Raw genomic sequence first — 15,125 nt, 5'->3', positions numbered from 1 at the left:
CGCGCCCGGTCGATGCACGCCGCGCCCGGTCGATGCGCGCGCCCCGATCGCCGGCCGGGGCGCTCAGCCGGCGCTGGAGGCCGCCCAGATGTTGATGCCCGCCTCGACGGCGTCCCGGTCGATCGCGGCGAGCTCGTCGGGGGTGAAGTCGAGCCGGTCGAGGGCGGCGAGGTTCTCCTCCAGTTGCGCGACGCTGCTCGCGCCGATCAGCGCCGAGGTGACCCGGCCGTCGCGCAGCGACCAGGCCAGCGCCATCTGGGCGAGCGACTGCCCGCGCGCCCCGGCGATCTCGTTCAGCGTGCGGACGTGCCGGAGGTTGTCCTCGGTGAGCAGGCTCGTGGACAGCGACGTGCCCCTGCTCGCCCGGGACCCCTCCGGGACGCCGTCGAGGTACTTGCCGGTCAGCATCCCCTGCGCCAGCGGCGAGAACGCGATGCAGCCCGCCCCCACCCGGTCGAGGGTGTCGAGCAGCCCGCCCTCGATCCAGCGGTTGAGCATCGAGTAGGACGGCTGGTGGATCAGCAGCGGGGTCCCCATCTCCCGCAGGATCGCCGCCGCCTCGGCGGTGCGCTCGGGGGAGTAGGACGAGATGCCCGCGTACAGCGCCTTGCCGGACCGGACGGCGCGGTCCAGCGCCCCCATCGTCTCCTCCAGCGGCGTCTCCGGGTCGAAGCGGTGGCTGTAGAAGATGTCGACGTAGTCGACCCCCATCCGGCGCAGCGACTGGTCGAGGCTCGCGAGCAGGTACTTGCGCGACCCCCACTCGCCGTAGGGGCCGGGCCACATGTCGTAGCCCGCCTTGGTCGAGATGATCAGCTCGTCCCGGTAGGGGGCGAGGTCCTCGCGCATGATCCGGCCGAAGTTGGTCTCGGCGGACCCGTACGGCGGCCCGTAGTTGTTGGCGAGGTCGAAGTGCGTGACGCCGAGGTCGAACGCCCGCCGCAGGATGGCCCGCTGCACGTCCAGCGGCCGGTCGTCGCCGAAGTTGTGCCACAGGCCCAGCGAGATCGCCGGAAGCCGCAGCCCGCTCCGCCCGCACCGCCGGTAGGTCATTTGCCCATATCGCTCACTGTCTGCCAAAAAGGTCATGACCGGGAGTATTCCAGGGCCGGCAGGGCGCCCGGACCGGTATGACCTGCGTCACATCCCGCGCGCGGCGCGCCCCCGGCGGTGCGGGAGTACACAAAGGATCGGGGGCCCGGCTGTCATGTCTGCGAGGCGTGAAGGAAGCTCGGAAGCGGCAAGAATGGTCAGAGCTAAGGACAAGGAGGTCCCAGTGGTCGTGCTGCGCAGTTACGTGTCGGGTTCCTGGCGTTCCCCGGAGGACGAGGGGGCGCCGTTGCACGACGCCGTCACCGGGGAGGAGGTCGCCCGGATCTCCTCGGCGGGGATCGACATGGGCGCCGCCCTGGAGTACGGGCGCTCGGTCGGCGGCCCGGTGCTGAGGGAGCTCACGTTCCACCAGCGCGCGGCCCTGCTGAAGGCGCTCGCGTCCCACCTGCGGGAGCACCGCGAGGAGCTGTACGCGCTGTCGGCCAGGACGGGCGCGACGCTGGGCGACTCGAAGTTCGACGTGGACGGCGGCATCGGCGTCCTGTTCGCCTACGCGAGCAAGGGCAAGCGGGAGCTGCCGAACGACACGGTGCTGGTCGAGGGCGCCGTGGAGCCGCTCGGCAAGGGCGGGACGTTCGTCGGGCAGCACCTGTGCACGCCGTCGCACGGCGTCGCGGTGCAGATCAACGCGTTCAACTTCCCGGTGTGGGGTCCGCTGGAGAAGCTCGCGCCCGCGTTCCTCGCGGGGGTGCCGAGCCTGATCAAGCCGGCGAGCCAGACCGCCTACCTGACCGCCCGGCTGGTCGAGCTGATCGTCGAGGCCGGGATCCTGCCCGAGGGCTCGGTGCAGATGGTCTGCGGGGAGCCGCGCGACCTGCTCGACCACCTCACCGAGCAGGACATCGTCGGGTTCACCGGGTCGGCGTCGACGGCCCGGCTGCTGCGCACCCACCCCGTCATCGTGGGGAACGCGGTGCGGTTCAACGCCGAGGCCGACTCGCTGAACTGCTCGGTCCTCGGGCCGGACGCGGTGCCCGGCACGGCGGAGTTCGACCTGTACGTCAAGCAGCTCGTCGCGGAGATGACCGTGAAGGCGGGCCAGAAGTGCACGGCGATCCGCCGGGCGCTCGTCCCCGCCGCGCTGATGGACGACGTCACCGAGGCCGTCCGGGAGCGGCTGGCGAAGGTCGTCGTCGGGAACCCGTCCGACCCCGCCGTGCGGATGGGCGCGCTCGCCACGCTCGACCAGCGCGAGGAGGTGCGCCGCTCCCTGAAGGCCCTCATGGACGCCGGCCGCGCCGTGTTCGGCGACCCGGAGCGGGTCGAGGTCGTGGGCGCGGACGCCGAGCGCGGCGCGTTCATCTCCCCGGTGCTGCTGCGCGCCGACGACGCCGGCCGCGCCGAGCCGCACGAGGTCGAGGCGTTCGGGCCGGTCAGCACGCTGATGCCGTACGAGGGCGCCGAGCAGGCGGTGGAACTGGCCGTGCGCGGGCGCGGCAGTCTCGCCGGGTCGGTCGTGACCGGCGACGCGGAGTTCGCCCGGAAGGTCGTGCTCGGCACCGCGCCGTGGCACGGCCGCCTGCTGGTGCTGAACGCCGAGGACGCCAAGGAGTCGACCGGGCACGGCTCGCCGCTGCCCCCGCTCGTCCACGGCGGCCCCGGGCGCGCCGGCGGCGGCGAGGAGATGGGCGGGATCCGCGGGGTGGTGCACCACATGCGGCGCACCGCCGTCCAGGCCGGGCCGGCGATGCTCACCTCGATCACCGGGCGCTGGGTCCCCGGCACCGACCGCACCGTCACCGACGTGCACCCGTTCCGCAAGCACCTGGAGGACCTGCGCGTCGGCGACACCGCCGTCGGCGGCCCCCGCGTCGTCACCCTCGACGACGTGGAGCACTTCGCCGAGTTCACCGGTGACACCTTCTATGCCCACATGGACGAGGAGGCCGCCAGGGCCAACCCGTTCTTCGGCGGGCGGGTCGCGCACGGCTACCTCGTCGTGTCGTTCGCGGCCGGACTGTTCGTGGAGCCGTCCCCGGGGCCCGTCCTGGCGAACTACGGCCTGGAGAACCTCCGGTTCCTCACGCCCGTCAAGCCGGGCGACGAGCTGACCGTCACCCTGACGGCCAAGCAGATCACGCCGCGCGAGGGGGCCGACTACGGCGAGGTCCGCTGGGACACCGACGTCACGAACCAGGAGGGCGCCTCGGTCGCCAAGTACGACGTGCTGACGCTGGTGGCCAAGCGCCCGCGGCACGACTGATCTTGGGACTGGGGCCCCGGCCCGCGGGATGATACGCATGGAGGGAGGCGTCTGCGGGGGAGACGGTCACGTTCAGCGCTGAACGGGGTGCGCCCATGATCAGTCCCCTGCACATCCAGACGGTGCGCGAGGTCGTCCGCACCGGCTCGTTCGCGGACGCGGCCCGCAACCTCGGGTACACCGCGTCCGCCGTCTCCCAGCAGATCGCCGCCCTGGAGCGCGCCTGCGGCCTGGTGCTCTTCGAGCGCCGGGCCCGCAGCGTGCGCCCGACGAGCGCCGCGTTCCTGATGGTCAGCAAGGGCAACGACGTCCTGTCGGCGCTCGACACGCTGGAGCGGGAGCTGCGCACGGTCGCCAGCGGCGAGCGCGGCGCCCTGCAGCTCGGCAGCTTCCCGACCGCCAGCGCCCGCATCCTGCCGCGGGTGCTGGCGGAGCTGTCGCGCGTGCGGCCCGGCATCGACATCACGCTGGCGGAGGGCGAGCCCGACGAGCTGCTGCCCGAGCTGCTCGACGGCGACCTCGACCTCCAGCTCGTCTACCGGTACGACCTGTTCCCGCGCACCTGGCCCGACCAGATCGTGGAGACGCCGGTGATGGACGAGAACCTGGTGCTGTGCGTCCCGCGGGACCACCCCCTCGCCGGGGGCCGCACCGTCCGGCTGCGGGACCTGCGGTCGGAGACGTGGATCGCGAGCCGCCCCGAGAGCTCGGGCGCGCAGGCCCTGCTGCGGCTGTGCGGCACGGCCGGGTTCACGCCCAACATCGCGTTCCGCAGCAACGACTACGCCGTGGTGTGCGGGCTGGTCGCGTGCGGCCTCGGCATCGCGCTCGTGCCGGCGCTCGGCTGCGTCCCGGCGCCGGGGCTGCGGACGCTGCGGCTCAGCCGCCGCTCCCCGCGGCGGCACGTCACCGTGCTGCGCCGCACCACCAACACCAACCCGCTCGTCAAGGACGCCATGCGCGGCCTCATCGAGGTCGCCCGGGGCGTCGAGAACGAGGTCAGCGGCGCCACCGGCCCTTGAGCTCCATCGCGGCGCGGACGCGCTCCTGCGCGAGCGCCACGGCGGCCTCGTGCGTCGTCGTGCCCTGCGCGCGGGCGGCGTCGAGGACCCGGCCGGTGTTGTCGCGCATCTTCGCCGAGACCGCCGCGAACACCGCGTCGGTGTCGGGGCGGAACGCCGAGTGGCGGGCGTCCATCGCGAACCCCGCCGCGACCACGCCGCCCGCGTTGGCGACGAAGTCCGGCACGACCGTCACGCCGCGCTCGGCGAGGACGCGCTGCGCCGCCCGCCCGGTGGGCAGGTTCGCGCCCTCCACCACGATCGCGGCCTGGACGTCCGCGGCCGCGTCCTCGTCGATGACGTCCTGCAGCGCGGCGGGGACGAGGATGTCGGCCGGGACGGACAGCTCCGCGCCGGCCCGGAGGAGCCGCCCGCCGTACTCCCGCACCGCCGCGTCGCCCGCCTCGGCGCGCAGGGCGAGCAGCCGCCCCACGTCCAGGCCGTCCGGGTCGTGCAGGGCGCCGTGCACGGTCGAGACCGCCACGACGGTCGCGCCCAGCTCGTGCAGGCGCCGGGCCGCCGCGTGCCCGACCGCGCCGAACCCCTGGATCGCGACCCGCGCGCCGCGCAGGGACGTCCCCGCGTGCTGGGCGGCGGCGTCGGCGGCCTCCGCGACCCCGAAGCCGGTCACGCCCAGCTCGTCGTAGGGCATGCCGCCGAGGACGTGCGGGGTGCCGACGGCCGCGCCCCGGTCGTCCAGCTCGTCCTGGACGATCGCCGCGTCCCGCTCCGACAGCCCCATGTCGAGGCCCGCCACGTACCGCCGCGGGATCTCCTGCGACAGGGCCCGCACGAACGCGCGCAGGACCGCCTCCCGGTCCGGCGACCGGGGGTCGGCCGCGATGCCGGCCTTCGCGCCGCCGAAGAACAGGTCGACGCCCGCCCACTTGTAGGTCATGACCCGCGCGAGCCGCGCCACCTCCGCGACCGTCACCGACGGGCTCATCCGCATGCCGCCCTTGCCCATGCCGCGGGCGGTGTTGTCGATGACGAGGACGCCCCGCATCCCGGTCCGGGTGTCGGACACGCACACGACCCTCTCGGGGCCCCACTCGTCCATCAGTTCGAGCACGTCAGACACAGTTGATCTCCGGGCGGAGGGCGTCGCCGGCGAAGCGGGCGGCGTGCAGGGGAGCGACGTCGGTGAACGGCTCGCGGCCGAGGTACAGGTCGCGGACGACCTCGCCGACCGCCGGGCCTTGCAGGAAGCCGTGGCCGGAGAAGCCCGTCGCGTACAGGAACCGGGACACCGACGGGTCCTCGCCGATGAGCGCGTTGTGGTCGGGCGTCACCTCGTACAGGCCCGCCCAGCCGCCCGTCAGCCCCACGTCCAGGAGGCGGGGGGCGCGGGTCCCGATCGCCTCGGTGAGCCGGGGGAGCCACGCGTCGGAGCGGTCCAGCCGGAAGCCGGGCCGCTCGTCCGGGTCGGACATGCCGAGCATCAGGCCCTCGCCCTCGGCGTGGAAGTAGAACGACGTCGCGAAGTCGATCGTCATCGGCACCGGGCGGGGCAGGTCCGGGATCGGCTCGGTGAAGACGATCTGGCGGCGCAGCGGCTCCACCGGCAGGTCGACGCCCGCCATCCGCCCGACCGCCGCCGACCAGGCTCCGGCCGCGCAGACGACGGCGGAGGTCCGGATGCGCCCGCGCGAGGTCCGGACGGCCGTGATCCCGCCGCCGCCGGCCTCGATGCCGAGGACCTCGCAGCGGGTGCGGATCTCCGCGCCGTGCCGCCGCGCGCCCGTCGCGTAGCCGAGCACGACCGACTCGGGCGTGCAGTGCCCGTCGTCGGGGGAGAACGCGGCGGCCAGCAGCCCGTCGGGGGAGACCAGCGGCGACAGCCGGCACGCCTCCGCCACCGAGACCATCCGGCTCGGCACGCCCAGCTCGTTCTGCAGGGCGACGCCCGCCTCGAACGCCGCGACGTCCTCGGGCCGCGACAGCAGGAACAGGTACCCGACCTGGTGCAGGTCGATCTCCTGGCCAGGGCGCTCGGGGAAGCGGGTGAACGCCTCCAGGCTGCGGGCGCCGAGCCGGATGTTGACCTCGTCGGAGAACTGGGCGCGCACGCCGCCCGCCGCCCTGCTCGTCGAGCCCGAGCCGAGCTCGTCCCGCTCGACGAGCACCACCCGCCGCACGCCCGCCTCGGCGAGGTGGAACGCGACGCTCGTCCCCATCACGCCGCCGCCGATGACGACGACGTCGGCCTCGGTCTCCGCCGCGGTCTCCGTCGCCGGTCCGGTCCCCACGCCCGCCCCTACAGCCGGAAGCCGAGGTCGGGGGTGATCTCCAGGACGTCCATCTGCGCCTTCTGGAGCCTTCCGGAGGTGTCCCAGTTCATCGACTGCCAGCGGGTGAACTGGTCCAGCACCCACACGCCCGACTGGCGGCTGCCGTTGCCGGAGCGCCCGTTCCCGCCGAACGGCAGGTGCGCCTCCGCGCCGGACGTGGAGTTGTTCACGCTGACCATCCCGGCCGAGATCCGCCGCCGGTACGCGAAGACCTTCGCCGGGTCGGCGGTGTAGATGGAGGCGGACAGGCCGTAGCCGGGGGCGTTGGCGAGGGCGATCGCCTCGTCCAGCGTCCGGTACGCGGTGACGCCGATGATCGGCCCGAAGGCCTCGTTCATGAACAGCTCCTCGCCGGGCCGCACCCCGTCGACGATCACCGGGTGGTAGAACAGCCCCGCCTCGGGGTCGCCGGCGAAGCCCGCCCGCGGCGCCGCCGCCGTGATGCGCCCGGTGGCGGACGACCCGTGCACGGTGTGGCCGGGGCCGATCCAGCCGAGGACCTTCTCGAAGCCGTCCGCGAACCGCTCGCTGATCAGCGGTCCGAACAGGACGTCGCCCGCCGGGTCGCCGACGGGCGCGGCCCGGGTCGCCTCGTCCAGCAGCCGGAGGAACTCGCCGTGCACCGACTCGTGCACGATCGCGGTCCCGAGGGAGGTGCAGCGCTGCCCGGCCGTCCCGAACCCCGAGAACAGGGCGCCCTCGACGGCGAGCGGCAGGTCGGCGTCCTCGGCGACGACCATCGGGTTCTTGCCGCCGAGCTCCAGGCAGGGCGTCTGGAGGTGGCGGCCGCACAGCTCCCCGATCCGCGACCCGACCTCGGTGGAGCCGGTGAAGCCGACCTTGTCGACGAGGCCCTCGCCGAGGGCCCGCTCGAGGCCGCGGAACGTCTCCGGGCCGTCCGCGTACACGACGTTGAGGACGCCGTCCGGCAGCCCCGCGTGCGCGAACAGCTCGTAGAACGCGTCGGCGCAGGCCGCCGCGTACTCGGCGGGCTTCCACACGACCGCGTTCCCGCACAGCAGCGCGGGGACGATGTACCAGGACGGCACCGCGACCGGGAAGTTCCCCGCCGTGACGACGGCGACGACGCCGACCGGGTCCCGGAAGGTGAACAGCTGCTTGTCGGGCATCTCGGACGGGACGGTCTGCCCGTACAGCCGCCGCCCCTCGCCGAGGAAGAACGCGCAGGTGTCGGCGATCTCCTGGACCTCGCCGAGGGCCTCGGCGTACGGCTTGCCGACCTCCCGGGTGACGGTCCGGGCGAGCGCCGCCTTGTTGGCCTCGACGAGCCGGCCGATCGCGGCGACCACCTGCCCGCGGACGGGCGCCGGCACGTCGCGCCAGGCGTCCTGCGCCGCGCGGGCGGCCCGGCAGGCGCCGACGAGCCCGCCGGCGTCCGCGAGGGACACCTCGGCGACCGTCTCGGACGTGCGGGACGGGTCGGTGGAGCGGTACGAGCGCGGCCCCGCCGGGATCCGGGCGCCGCCGATGACGGAGGAGAGCACGGTCCCAGCCTGAACGGGCCGCGAGCCCGAGCCAAGATCGGGCAGAGCACGGCTTCCTTACCGCGAGGCCAAGCCGGGCTGAGGCTCTCCGGAAGGCGTCGGTAAGCGATCCTTGGGCAATTCCCAACCGGTTCGCGGCCTTGCCCGGCTTGGCCGGGGCCGGGGCGGCGTCCGATGCTCGACACGCGTCCCGATCCGCCCGCAGGAGCACGCATGCCCGAGCCCGCCGACGTCCACTTCCTCGAGACGGCCGCAACCCTCGCCCCGTCCGGCGCGCCCGCGCCGCCGGGCGGGCTCACCGGCGAGCGCTGCCTGGAGCTGTACGACGCGCAGCTCGGCAGCCGGCACCTGGACCTCGCGGCCCGCCGGCTCCAGGCGCAGGGCCGCGGTTTCTACACCATCGGCTCCGCCGGCCACGAGGGGAACGCGGCCGTCGCCGCCGCGCTCCGCCCGGACGACCCGGCGCTCCTGCACTACCGGTCGGGCGCGTTCTTCCTGGAGCGCGCACGCCAGGTCCCCGGCCAGGACCCCCTCCGCGACGTCCTGCTCGGGCTCGTCGCCGCCGCCGAGGAGCCGATCGCGGGCGGGCGCCACAAGGTGTTCGGGAGCCGCCCCCTGAACGTCATCCCGCAGACCTCCACCATCGCCTCGCACCTCCCGCGCGCGCTCGGCGTGGCTTTCGCGATCGAACGCGCCGCCCGGCTCGGACTGGACTCGCCGTGGCCGCGCGACGCGGTCGCGGTGTGCGGCTTCGGGGACGCCTCGGCCAACCACTCCACGGCCGCCGGCGCGATCAACGCGGCCGCCAACTGCGCCTACCAGGGGCTTCCCCTGCCGCTCCTGCTCGTCTGCGAGGACAACGGGATCGGCATCAGCGTCCGCACGGCGCCCGGCTGGATCCGCGCCGCCTACGGTGCGCGGCCCGGCCTCGCCTACTTCCACGCGGACGGCTGCGACCTCGCCGACGCCCACGCGGTGTCGGTGCGGGCGGCCGACTGGGTCCGCGAGCACCGCCGCCCCGCCTTCCTGCACCTGCGGACCGTCCGGCTCATGGGGCACGCGGGGTCCGACGTCGAGTCGGCCTACCGGACCCCGGCCGAAGTCGCGTCCGACATGGCGCGCGATCCGCTCCTGGGGACCGCGCGCCTCCTCGTCGACAGCGGCGCCGCGACCTCGAAGGACGTCATCGAGCTCTACGAGGCCAAGCGGGCCGAGGTGACGGCGCTGGCGGACGAGGTCGCGGGCGCGCGCCGCCTGGCGTCCGCCGCGGAGGTCATGGCTCCGCTCCGGTCCACCGGGCCCGCGGGGCGCGCGGAGCCCGCGGAGGGGGAGCCGGCGACGGTGGCGCAGGCGATCAACCGGACGCTCGGCGAGCTGCTGGACGAGCGGCCGGGGGCGGTCGTGTTCGGCGAGGACGTGGCGCGCAAGGGCGGCGTCTACGGCGTCACGCGCGGGCTGATGAAGCGGGCCGGGGCGGCGCGGGTGTTCGACACGATCCTGGACGAGCAGTCGGTCCTCGGCCTCGCGCTCGGGTTCGGGACCGCCGGGATGCTGCCGGTCCCGGAGATCCAGTACCTCGCCTACCTGCACAACGCCCTCGACCAGATCCGGGGCGAGGCGGCGACGCTGCCGTTCTTCTCGTCCGGGCGGTACCGCAACCCGATGGTCGTGCGGGTCGCCGGATACGCCTACCAGAAGGGCTTCGGCGGCCACTTCCACAACGACAACGCCGTCGCCGCCCTGCGCGACATCCCCGGGCTCGTCATCGCCTCACCCGCCCGCCCCGACGACGCCGCGGGGATGCTGCGCTCGTGCATGGACGCCGCCGAGCACGGGGGCCGCGTGTGCGTGGTGCTGGAGCCGATCGCGCTCTACCACGCCCGCGACCTGTACGAGGACGGCGACGGGGGCTGGCTGGCTCCCGCCGGCGGGACGGTCCCGATCGGGCGCGCCCGAACCTACGGGGACGGCGGCGACCTCACCATCGCCACCTTCGCCAACGGCCTGCGCATGAGCCTGCGGGCGGCCCGGCGCCTGGAGGCCGCAGGCGTCCGGTGCCGGGTGGTCGACCTGCGCTGGCTGGCGCCGCTCCCGGTCGAGGACCTGCTCCGCGAGGCCCGCGCCACCGGCGCCGTCCTCGTCGCGGACGAGACGCGCCGGACCGGCGGCGTGTCCGAGGGCGTCCTGGCGGCGCTCGCCGACGCCGGCTTCCGGGGGCGGGCGGCCCGGGTGGCGAGCGAGGACAGCTTCATCCCGCTGGGGGACGCCGCCTACCACGTCCTGCTGTCGGAGGACGCCATCGAGGAGGCGGCGCGGAGCATGCTCACGTCGCCTCGATGACCGGGTCCCCGCCCAGGTAGGCGGCCTTCACCCGGTCGTCCCGGGCGAGCGCGGACGCCGGCCCCTCCAGCACGATCCGGCCCGTCTCCAGGACGTAGGCGCGGTCGGCGAGGCGGAGCGTCTGGTGGGCGTTCTGCTCGACGATCAGGACCGTGGCGCCCTGGTCGCGGATCTCCCGGACGACCCGCAGGACCTGCTGCGCCGTCCGCGGCGCCAGCCCCATCGTCGGCTCGTCCAGGGCGAGCAGGCGGGGCCGCAGCATCAGCGCCCGCCCGATGGCGAGCATCTGCTGCTCGCCGCCCGACAGCAGCCCGGCGGGCTGCCCGCGCCGCTCGCCGAGCCGCGGGAACATCGCGTAGACCTCCTCGCGGCGGGCCGCGACGGCGGCCCGGTCCCGGCGCCGCAGGTAGCCGCCGAGCAGCAGGTTCTCGGCGACGGTCAGGGCCGGGAACACGCGCCGCCCCTCCGGGACGTGCCCGAGCCCGGCCGCGACCACCCTGTGCGCGGCGAGCCGGGTGATGTCGCGGCCGTCGAACTCGACCCGGCCCGACCGGGCGCGGTGCAGGCCGGTGACCGTCCGGAGCGCGGTGGTCTTGCCCGCGCCGTTGCTGCCGAGCAGCGCGACGATCTCGCCCTCGCCGACCTCGAACGAGACCCCCGACAGCGCCTCGACCTGCCCGTACCGGCTGCGCAGGTCGCTCACCCGCAGGAGCGTCACCGCAGCACCTCCGTGACGAGGTCGGTCTCCGGGTCGTCCGGCACGCCGAGGTAGGCGGCGATGACCCGCTGGTCCTCCTGGATCTCGGCCGGCGGCCCCACCGCGATCGTCCTCCCGTGCTCCAGCACCGTCACCCGGTCGGAGATCGACATGACCAGCGCGACGTCGTGCTCGATCAGCACCACGGCGGCGCCGAGCGCGCTGATGCGGCCGATCAGCTCCATCAGCGCCCGCTTCTCGGTCGGGTTCGCGCCCGCCGCGGGCTCGTCCAGCAGCAGGACGCTCGGGTCGCCCGCGAGCGCCCGCGCGATCTCCAGCCGGCGCCGGTCGCCGTAGGCGAGCCCGCCCGCGGGGCGGTCGGCCGCGTCCAGCAGCCCGACGAAGTCCAGGCAGCGGCGCACCGCGTCGAGGTCGGCCCGCGACAGCGGCCGCAGCAGGGTGCGGTCGCGGGCGAACCGGCCGATCAGCACGTTCTCGGCGACGGTCATCTCCTCGAACAGCCGGATGCTCTGGAAGGTGCGCGCGAGCCCGGCGGCGGCGACCCGGTGCGGGGCGAGGCCGCGGACGTCCCGCCCGGCGAGCACGACCGTCCCGGCCGACGGCGCGATCATCCCGGTCACGCAGTTGAACGCGGTGGTCTTGCCCGCGCCGTTCGGGCCGATCACGCTGACGACCTGGCCGGCGTCCGCTTGCAGGGCGAGCCCGTCCACGGCCGTGACGCCGCCGAAGCGGCGGGACAGGCCGTCGACCTCCAGCAGCGTGCCGCGCGCGGCCGGCGGCTCCGGCGGGGGCCCGGCCCGCTCGGGCAGGCGCAGGCGGCGCGGCCGGTACGGCCACACCCCCTGCGGCCGCAGGAGCACGATCAGGATGAGCAGCAGCGCGAAGAACAGCCCCCGGTACTCCTGGACGGTGCGCAGCACCTCCGGCAGCGCGACGATCACGACGGCGCCGACCATCACCCCGGGCCGGCTGCCCATCCCGCCGATGATCACCACGAGCAGGATCATCAGCGAGGTCAGGAACGTGAAGCTGGACGGGTCCACGGTGCCGAGCTGCGCGGCGTTCAGCGGCCCCGCGACCGCCCCGGTCATCGCGCCGAGGACGTACGCCAGCAGCTTCACCCGCCGCGAGGGCACGCCGACCGCCTCGGCGGCGGTGTCGTCGGCCCGGATGGCGCGCCAGGCGTAGGCGAGCCGCGACCGGGCCAGCAGCGCGGTCGCGGCCAGCACGACGGTGAAGAACGCGAGCGCCAGGTGGAAGAAGTCCTTCGGCGTGACGATCTCCCGGCCGCCGACGGTCACCGGCGGGATCCCGGTCAGCCCGTTCGGGCCCCCGGTCACCTGCAGGTTGATCACGGTGATCCGGATGATCTCCCCGAAGCCGAGCGTGACGATCGCGAGGTAGTCGCTGCGCAGCCGCAGCGTCGGGTACCCGATGACCGCCCCCGCGACCGCGGCGGCGGCGACCGCGACCGGCAGCGTCGGCCAGAAGCCCCACTCCAGCTTGAGCATCAGCAGCCCGGAGGCGTAGGCGCCGATCGCGAAGAACGCGGCGAACCCGAGGTCGAGCAGCCCCGCGTACCCGACGACGATGTTGATCCCGAGCCCGAGGATCGCGTAGACCAGGATCGTCCCCGCGACGGTCAGCGCGTAGTCGTCGAGGGTCTGCCCGGCGACCAGCGCCAGCGCGACCAGCAGCGGCCAGCCGCCGTACCGGGCCGCGGCCTCCCCGCCCGCGAGGCGCGGCGCCCGGGCCCTCATGCCCGCTCCACGACGCGCTCGCCGAACAGGCCGGTCGGTCTCAGCGCCAGCACCGCGATCAGCAGCCCGAAGATGATGACGTCCGTCCAGCGGGACGAGACGTACCCGGCGGAGAACGACTGGACGAGGCCGATGCACACGCCCGCGACCATCGTCCCCGGCAGGTTCCCGATGCCGCCGAGCACCGCCGCGGTGAACGCGCGCAGGCCGATGAGGAAGCCCATGCCGAAGCTGATCTGCACGTAGTACACCCCGTACATGACGCCGGCCGCGCCCGCGAGCAGCGATCCGATGAAGAACGTCGTCAGGATCAGCCGCTCCACGTTGATGCCCTGCAGCCGGGCGGCGTCGCGGTCCATCGCCAGCGCGCGCATCGCGGTGCCCGTCACGGTGCGGGTGACGAACAGCCACAGCGCCGCCATCAGCGCCACCGACAGCACCACCAGCGCGAGCTGCCCCCAGGTGACGTGGACGGCGCCGCTGAAGATCCGGCCGCCGTCCAGCGTGGTGGGATACGACTTGAACCGGGCGCTGGTGAGCACCTTGACGCCCTCCTCCAGCGCCAGCGACACCCCGATCGCGGCGATCAGCAGCGCGAGGCGCGGCGAGGCCAGCAGCGGGACGTAGGCGGCCCTGGCGATCCCGGTGCCGACGACGCCGGTGGCGAGGGCGCCGACCACGACGGCGGCGAGGACGGCGGGCAGCGCCATCCCGCCGGTCGCGCCGAGCGCGGTCAGCGTCCCGAACCCGGCGAACGCGCCGATCATGAACACGTCGCCGTGCGCGAAGTTGATCAGCCGGACCACCCCGTAGATCATCGAGTAGCCCAGCGCGATCAGCGCGAGGAACGCCCCGATCGTCAGGCCGTTCACGAGGTACTGGACGAATTCGCTCATCGGGCCCCTGATCAGGAGGTCTTGGCGTCCACCCAGGTGGCGCCGTTCTCGTCGAGCTTCTTGTAGGCGGTGAACGCGCCGTTCTGGACCTGGACGGTGATGTAGAGCGGGTCGGTCCGGTCGCCCTTGGCGTCGAAGGTGATGGGCCCGGTGATGCCCGGGAAGTCCTTGATCTTGTGGAGCGCCTCGGTGATCGCGGCGCCCCGGGTGGATCCGGCGTCGTCGATCGCCTTGGCGACGATCTTCACGGCGTCGTACTCGTACACCGAGAACGGACCGGGGTCGGCGTTGTTCGCGGCCTTGTACGCCGAGACGAACTTCGCGGCGGCGGGCAGGTCCTTGGCGAGCGGCGCGGTCGTGGCGATGTAGCCGCCGGCCGCCGAGCCCGCGGTCTTCAGCACGGTGGAGTCGGTCGTCGCGTCCCCGCCCATGAGGGTGAACTTCAGCCCGAGCTGCTTGCGCTGCTTCATCAGCAGGCCCGCCTCGGCGAAGTAGCCGGTGAAGTACAGCACGTCCGGCCGGGTCGAGGCGATCTTGGTGAGGACGGGGCCGTAGTCGGACTGGCCGGGCTGCAGCGCGTTCTCGTAGACGACCTGGCCGCCCGCCTGCTTCGTCGAGTTCGCCGCCGCGTCCGCGAGGCCCTTGGCGTAGGTGGTGTTGTCGTGCAGCAGCGCGATGCGCTTGGCGCCCAGCGGCCCGGTCATGAACTTGGCCGCGACCAGGCCCTGGTTGTCGTCGCGCCCGCAGGTGCGGAACACCTTGCCCTTGCCGCTGTCGGTCAGGGACGGGTTGGTGGAGGCGTCCATCACGAACGGGACGCTGCGCCTGCCGTAGATCGGGATCGCGGGCACCGCCGCCCCCGAGCAGTACCCGCCGGCGACCGCCACGACCCCGCTGTTGAGCAGCTTCTGCGCGGCCTGCGCGCCCTGCTGGGCGCTGCACTGGTCGTCGGCCTCCACGATCTGGATCTTCCGGCCGTCCACCCCGCCGGCCTTGTTGATCTCGTCGGCGGCGACCTTGGCCGCGGCGAGGATGTCCTGCCCGGCCGAGGCCGAGTCGCCGCTGAGCGGCGCCGGGACACCGATCTTGATGGCGCCCGAGCCGCCGGAGCCGCCCGATCCGCAGGCGGCGGCGAGCGGGGCGAGCAGCAGGCCGGCGCCCGCCGCGGTGAAGATCCGGAACCGGCGTCCGCGGTCCCGCGGGGTCAGTGGGGTCATCGGCGGCTCTCCGTCGCTCGT

11 protein-coding genes are annotated in these 15,125 nt (G+C 74.2%); 3 read left to right on the top strand and 8 right to left on the bottom strand.

The genetic code is table 11. The annotated features are described in order from the left end of the window. Positions 1-63: 63 nt before the first annotated feature. Positions 64-1,089, bottom strand: coding sequence for an L-glyceraldehyde 3-phosphate reductase (gene mgrA / locus AB0C21_RS39345; protein WP_500211256.1), 1,026 nt, complete (start codon positions 1,087-1,089; stop codon positions 64-66). Positions 1,090-1,276: 187 nt separating this feature from the next. Between mgrA and paaZ the strand changes: the two genes are divergently transcribed. Beyond that, complete coding sequence (paaZ, locus tag AB0C21_RS39340; RefSeq protein ID WP_500211254.1) at positions 1,277-3,316, top strand: phenylacetic acid degradation bifunctional protein PaaZ; 2,040 nt, start codon at positions 1,277-1,279, stop codon at positions 3,314-3,316. Between the two features lie 95 nt (positions 3,317-3,411). Next, positions 3,412-4,338 (top strand): LysR family transcriptional regulator, encoded by a 927-nt coding sequence (locus AB0C21_RS39335; protein WP_149258584.1) that lies wholly within the window; start codon positions 3,412-3,414, stop codon positions 4,336-4,338. Here AB0C21_RS39335 and AB0C21_RS39330 read toward each other — a convergent pair. Genes AB0C21_RS39330 through AB0C21_RS39320 form a run of 3 tightly spaced genes read right to left on the bottom strand, consistent with a single transcriptional unit; the run spans position 4,316 to position 8,173 of the window. Beyond that, positions 4,316-5,458: a Glu/Leu/Phe/Val family dehydrogenase gene (locus tag AB0C21_RS39330; RefSeq protein WP_500211253.1), complete on the bottom strand. Its 1,143-nt coding sequence runs from the start codon at positions 5,456-5,458 to the stop codon at positions 4,316-4,318. The two genes, AB0C21_RS39335 and AB0C21_RS39330, sit on opposite strands and share 23 nt — an antisense overlap. Further along, positions 5,451-6,626 carry an NAD(P)/FAD-dependent oxidoreductase gene (locus AB0C21_RS39325; RefSeq protein WP_500211252.1) on the bottom strand — a complete coding sequence of 392 codons (1,176 nt, stop codon included), beginning with the start codon at positions 6,624-6,626 and terminating at the stop codon, positions 5,451-5,453. Before AB0C21_RS39325 ends, AB0C21_RS39330 begins: the two co-directional genes overlap by 8 nt. 8 nt (positions 6,627-6,634) lie before the next feature. Then, positions 6,635-8,173, bottom strand: coding sequence for an aldehyde dehydrogenase family protein (locus AB0C21_RS39320; protein WP_500211250.1), 1,539 nt, complete (start codon positions 8,171-8,173; stop codon positions 6,635-6,637). A 213-nt stretch (positions 8,174-8,386) separates the two neighbouring features. Between AB0C21_RS39320 and AB0C21_RS39315 the strand changes: the two genes are divergently transcribed. Next, positions 8,387-10,513 carry a thiamine pyrophosphate-dependent enzyme gene (locus AB0C21_RS39315; RefSeq protein ID WP_500211249.1) on the top strand — a complete coding sequence of 709 codons (2,127 nt, stop codon included), beginning with the start codon at positions 8,387-8,389 and terminating at the stop codon, positions 10,511-10,513. Here the strand turns inward: AB0C21_RS39315 and AB0C21_RS39310 are convergent. From AB0C21_RS39310 to AB0C21_RS39295, 4 genes are read right to left on the bottom strand one after another with little or no spacing between them, the layout of a single operon-like run. Next, positions 10,497-11,231 (bottom strand): ABC transporter ATP-binding protein, encoded by a 735-nt coding sequence (locus AB0C21_RS39310; RefSeq protein ID WP_500211247.1) that lies wholly within the window; start codon positions 11,229-11,231, stop codon positions 10,497-10,499. The two genes, AB0C21_RS39315 and AB0C21_RS39310, sit on opposite strands and share 17 nt — an antisense overlap. Further along, positions 11,228-12,991 carry a branched-chain amino acid ABC transporter ATP-binding protein/permease gene (locus tag AB0C21_RS39305; protein ID WP_500211246.1) on the bottom strand — a complete coding sequence of 588 codons (1,764 nt, stop codon included), beginning with the start codon at positions 12,989-12,991 and terminating at the stop codon, positions 11,228-11,230. The genes AB0C21_RS39310 and AB0C21_RS39305 overlap by 4 nt, the downstream gene beginning before the upstream one ends. Then, positions 12,988-13,887: a branched-chain amino acid ABC transporter permease gene (locus AB0C21_RS39300; RefSeq protein ID WP_149258578.1), complete on the bottom strand. Its 900-nt coding sequence runs from the start codon at positions 13,885-13,887 to the stop codon at positions 12,988-12,990. The genes AB0C21_RS39305 and AB0C21_RS39300 overlap by 4 nt, the downstream gene beginning before the upstream one ends. 11 nt (positions 13,888-13,898) lie before the next feature. Further along, complete coding sequence (locus AB0C21_RS39295; protein ID WP_500211245.1) at positions 13,899-15,104, bottom strand: branched-chain amino acid ABC transporter substrate-binding protein; 1,206 nt, start codon at positions 15,102-15,104, stop codon at positions 13,899-13,901. Positions 15,105-15,125: the final 21 nt, after the last annotated feature.

This window comes from Spirillospora sp. NPDC049024, from assembly GCF_040649235.1.
Taxonomy (GTDB): domain Bacteria; phylum Actinomycetota; class Actinomycetes; order Streptosporangiales; family Streptosporangiaceae; genus Spirillospora.
Note: the sequence above shows the minus strand (reverse complement) of the source record. Positions and strands in the feature narration are given on the sequence as shown.

Coding starts and splice junctions, on each gene's coding strand:
- mgrA (WP_500211256.1), bottom strand. CDS start 1,089: ATGACCTTTTTGGCAGACAGTGAGCGATATGGGCAAATGACCTACCGG.
- AB0C21_RS39335 (WP_149258584.1), top strand. CDS start 3,412: ATGATCAGTCCCCTGCACATCCAGACGGTGCGCGAGGTCGTCCGCACC.
- AB0C21_RS39315 (WP_500211249.1), top strand. CDS start 8,387: ATGCCCGAGCCCGCCGACGTCCACTTCCTCGAGACGGCCGCAACCCTC.
- AB0C21_RS39305 (WP_500211246.1), bottom strand. CDS start 12,991: ATGAGGGCCCGGGCGCCGCGCCTCGCGGGCGGGGAGGCCGCGGCCCGG.
- AB0C21_RS39300 (WP_149258578.1), bottom strand. CDS start 13,887: ATGAGCGAATTCGTCCAGTACCTCGTGAACGGCCTGACGATCGGGGCG.
- AB0C21_RS39295 (WP_500211245.1), bottom strand. CDS start 15,104: ATGACCCCACTGACCCCGCGGGACCGCGGACGCCGGTTCCGGATCTTC.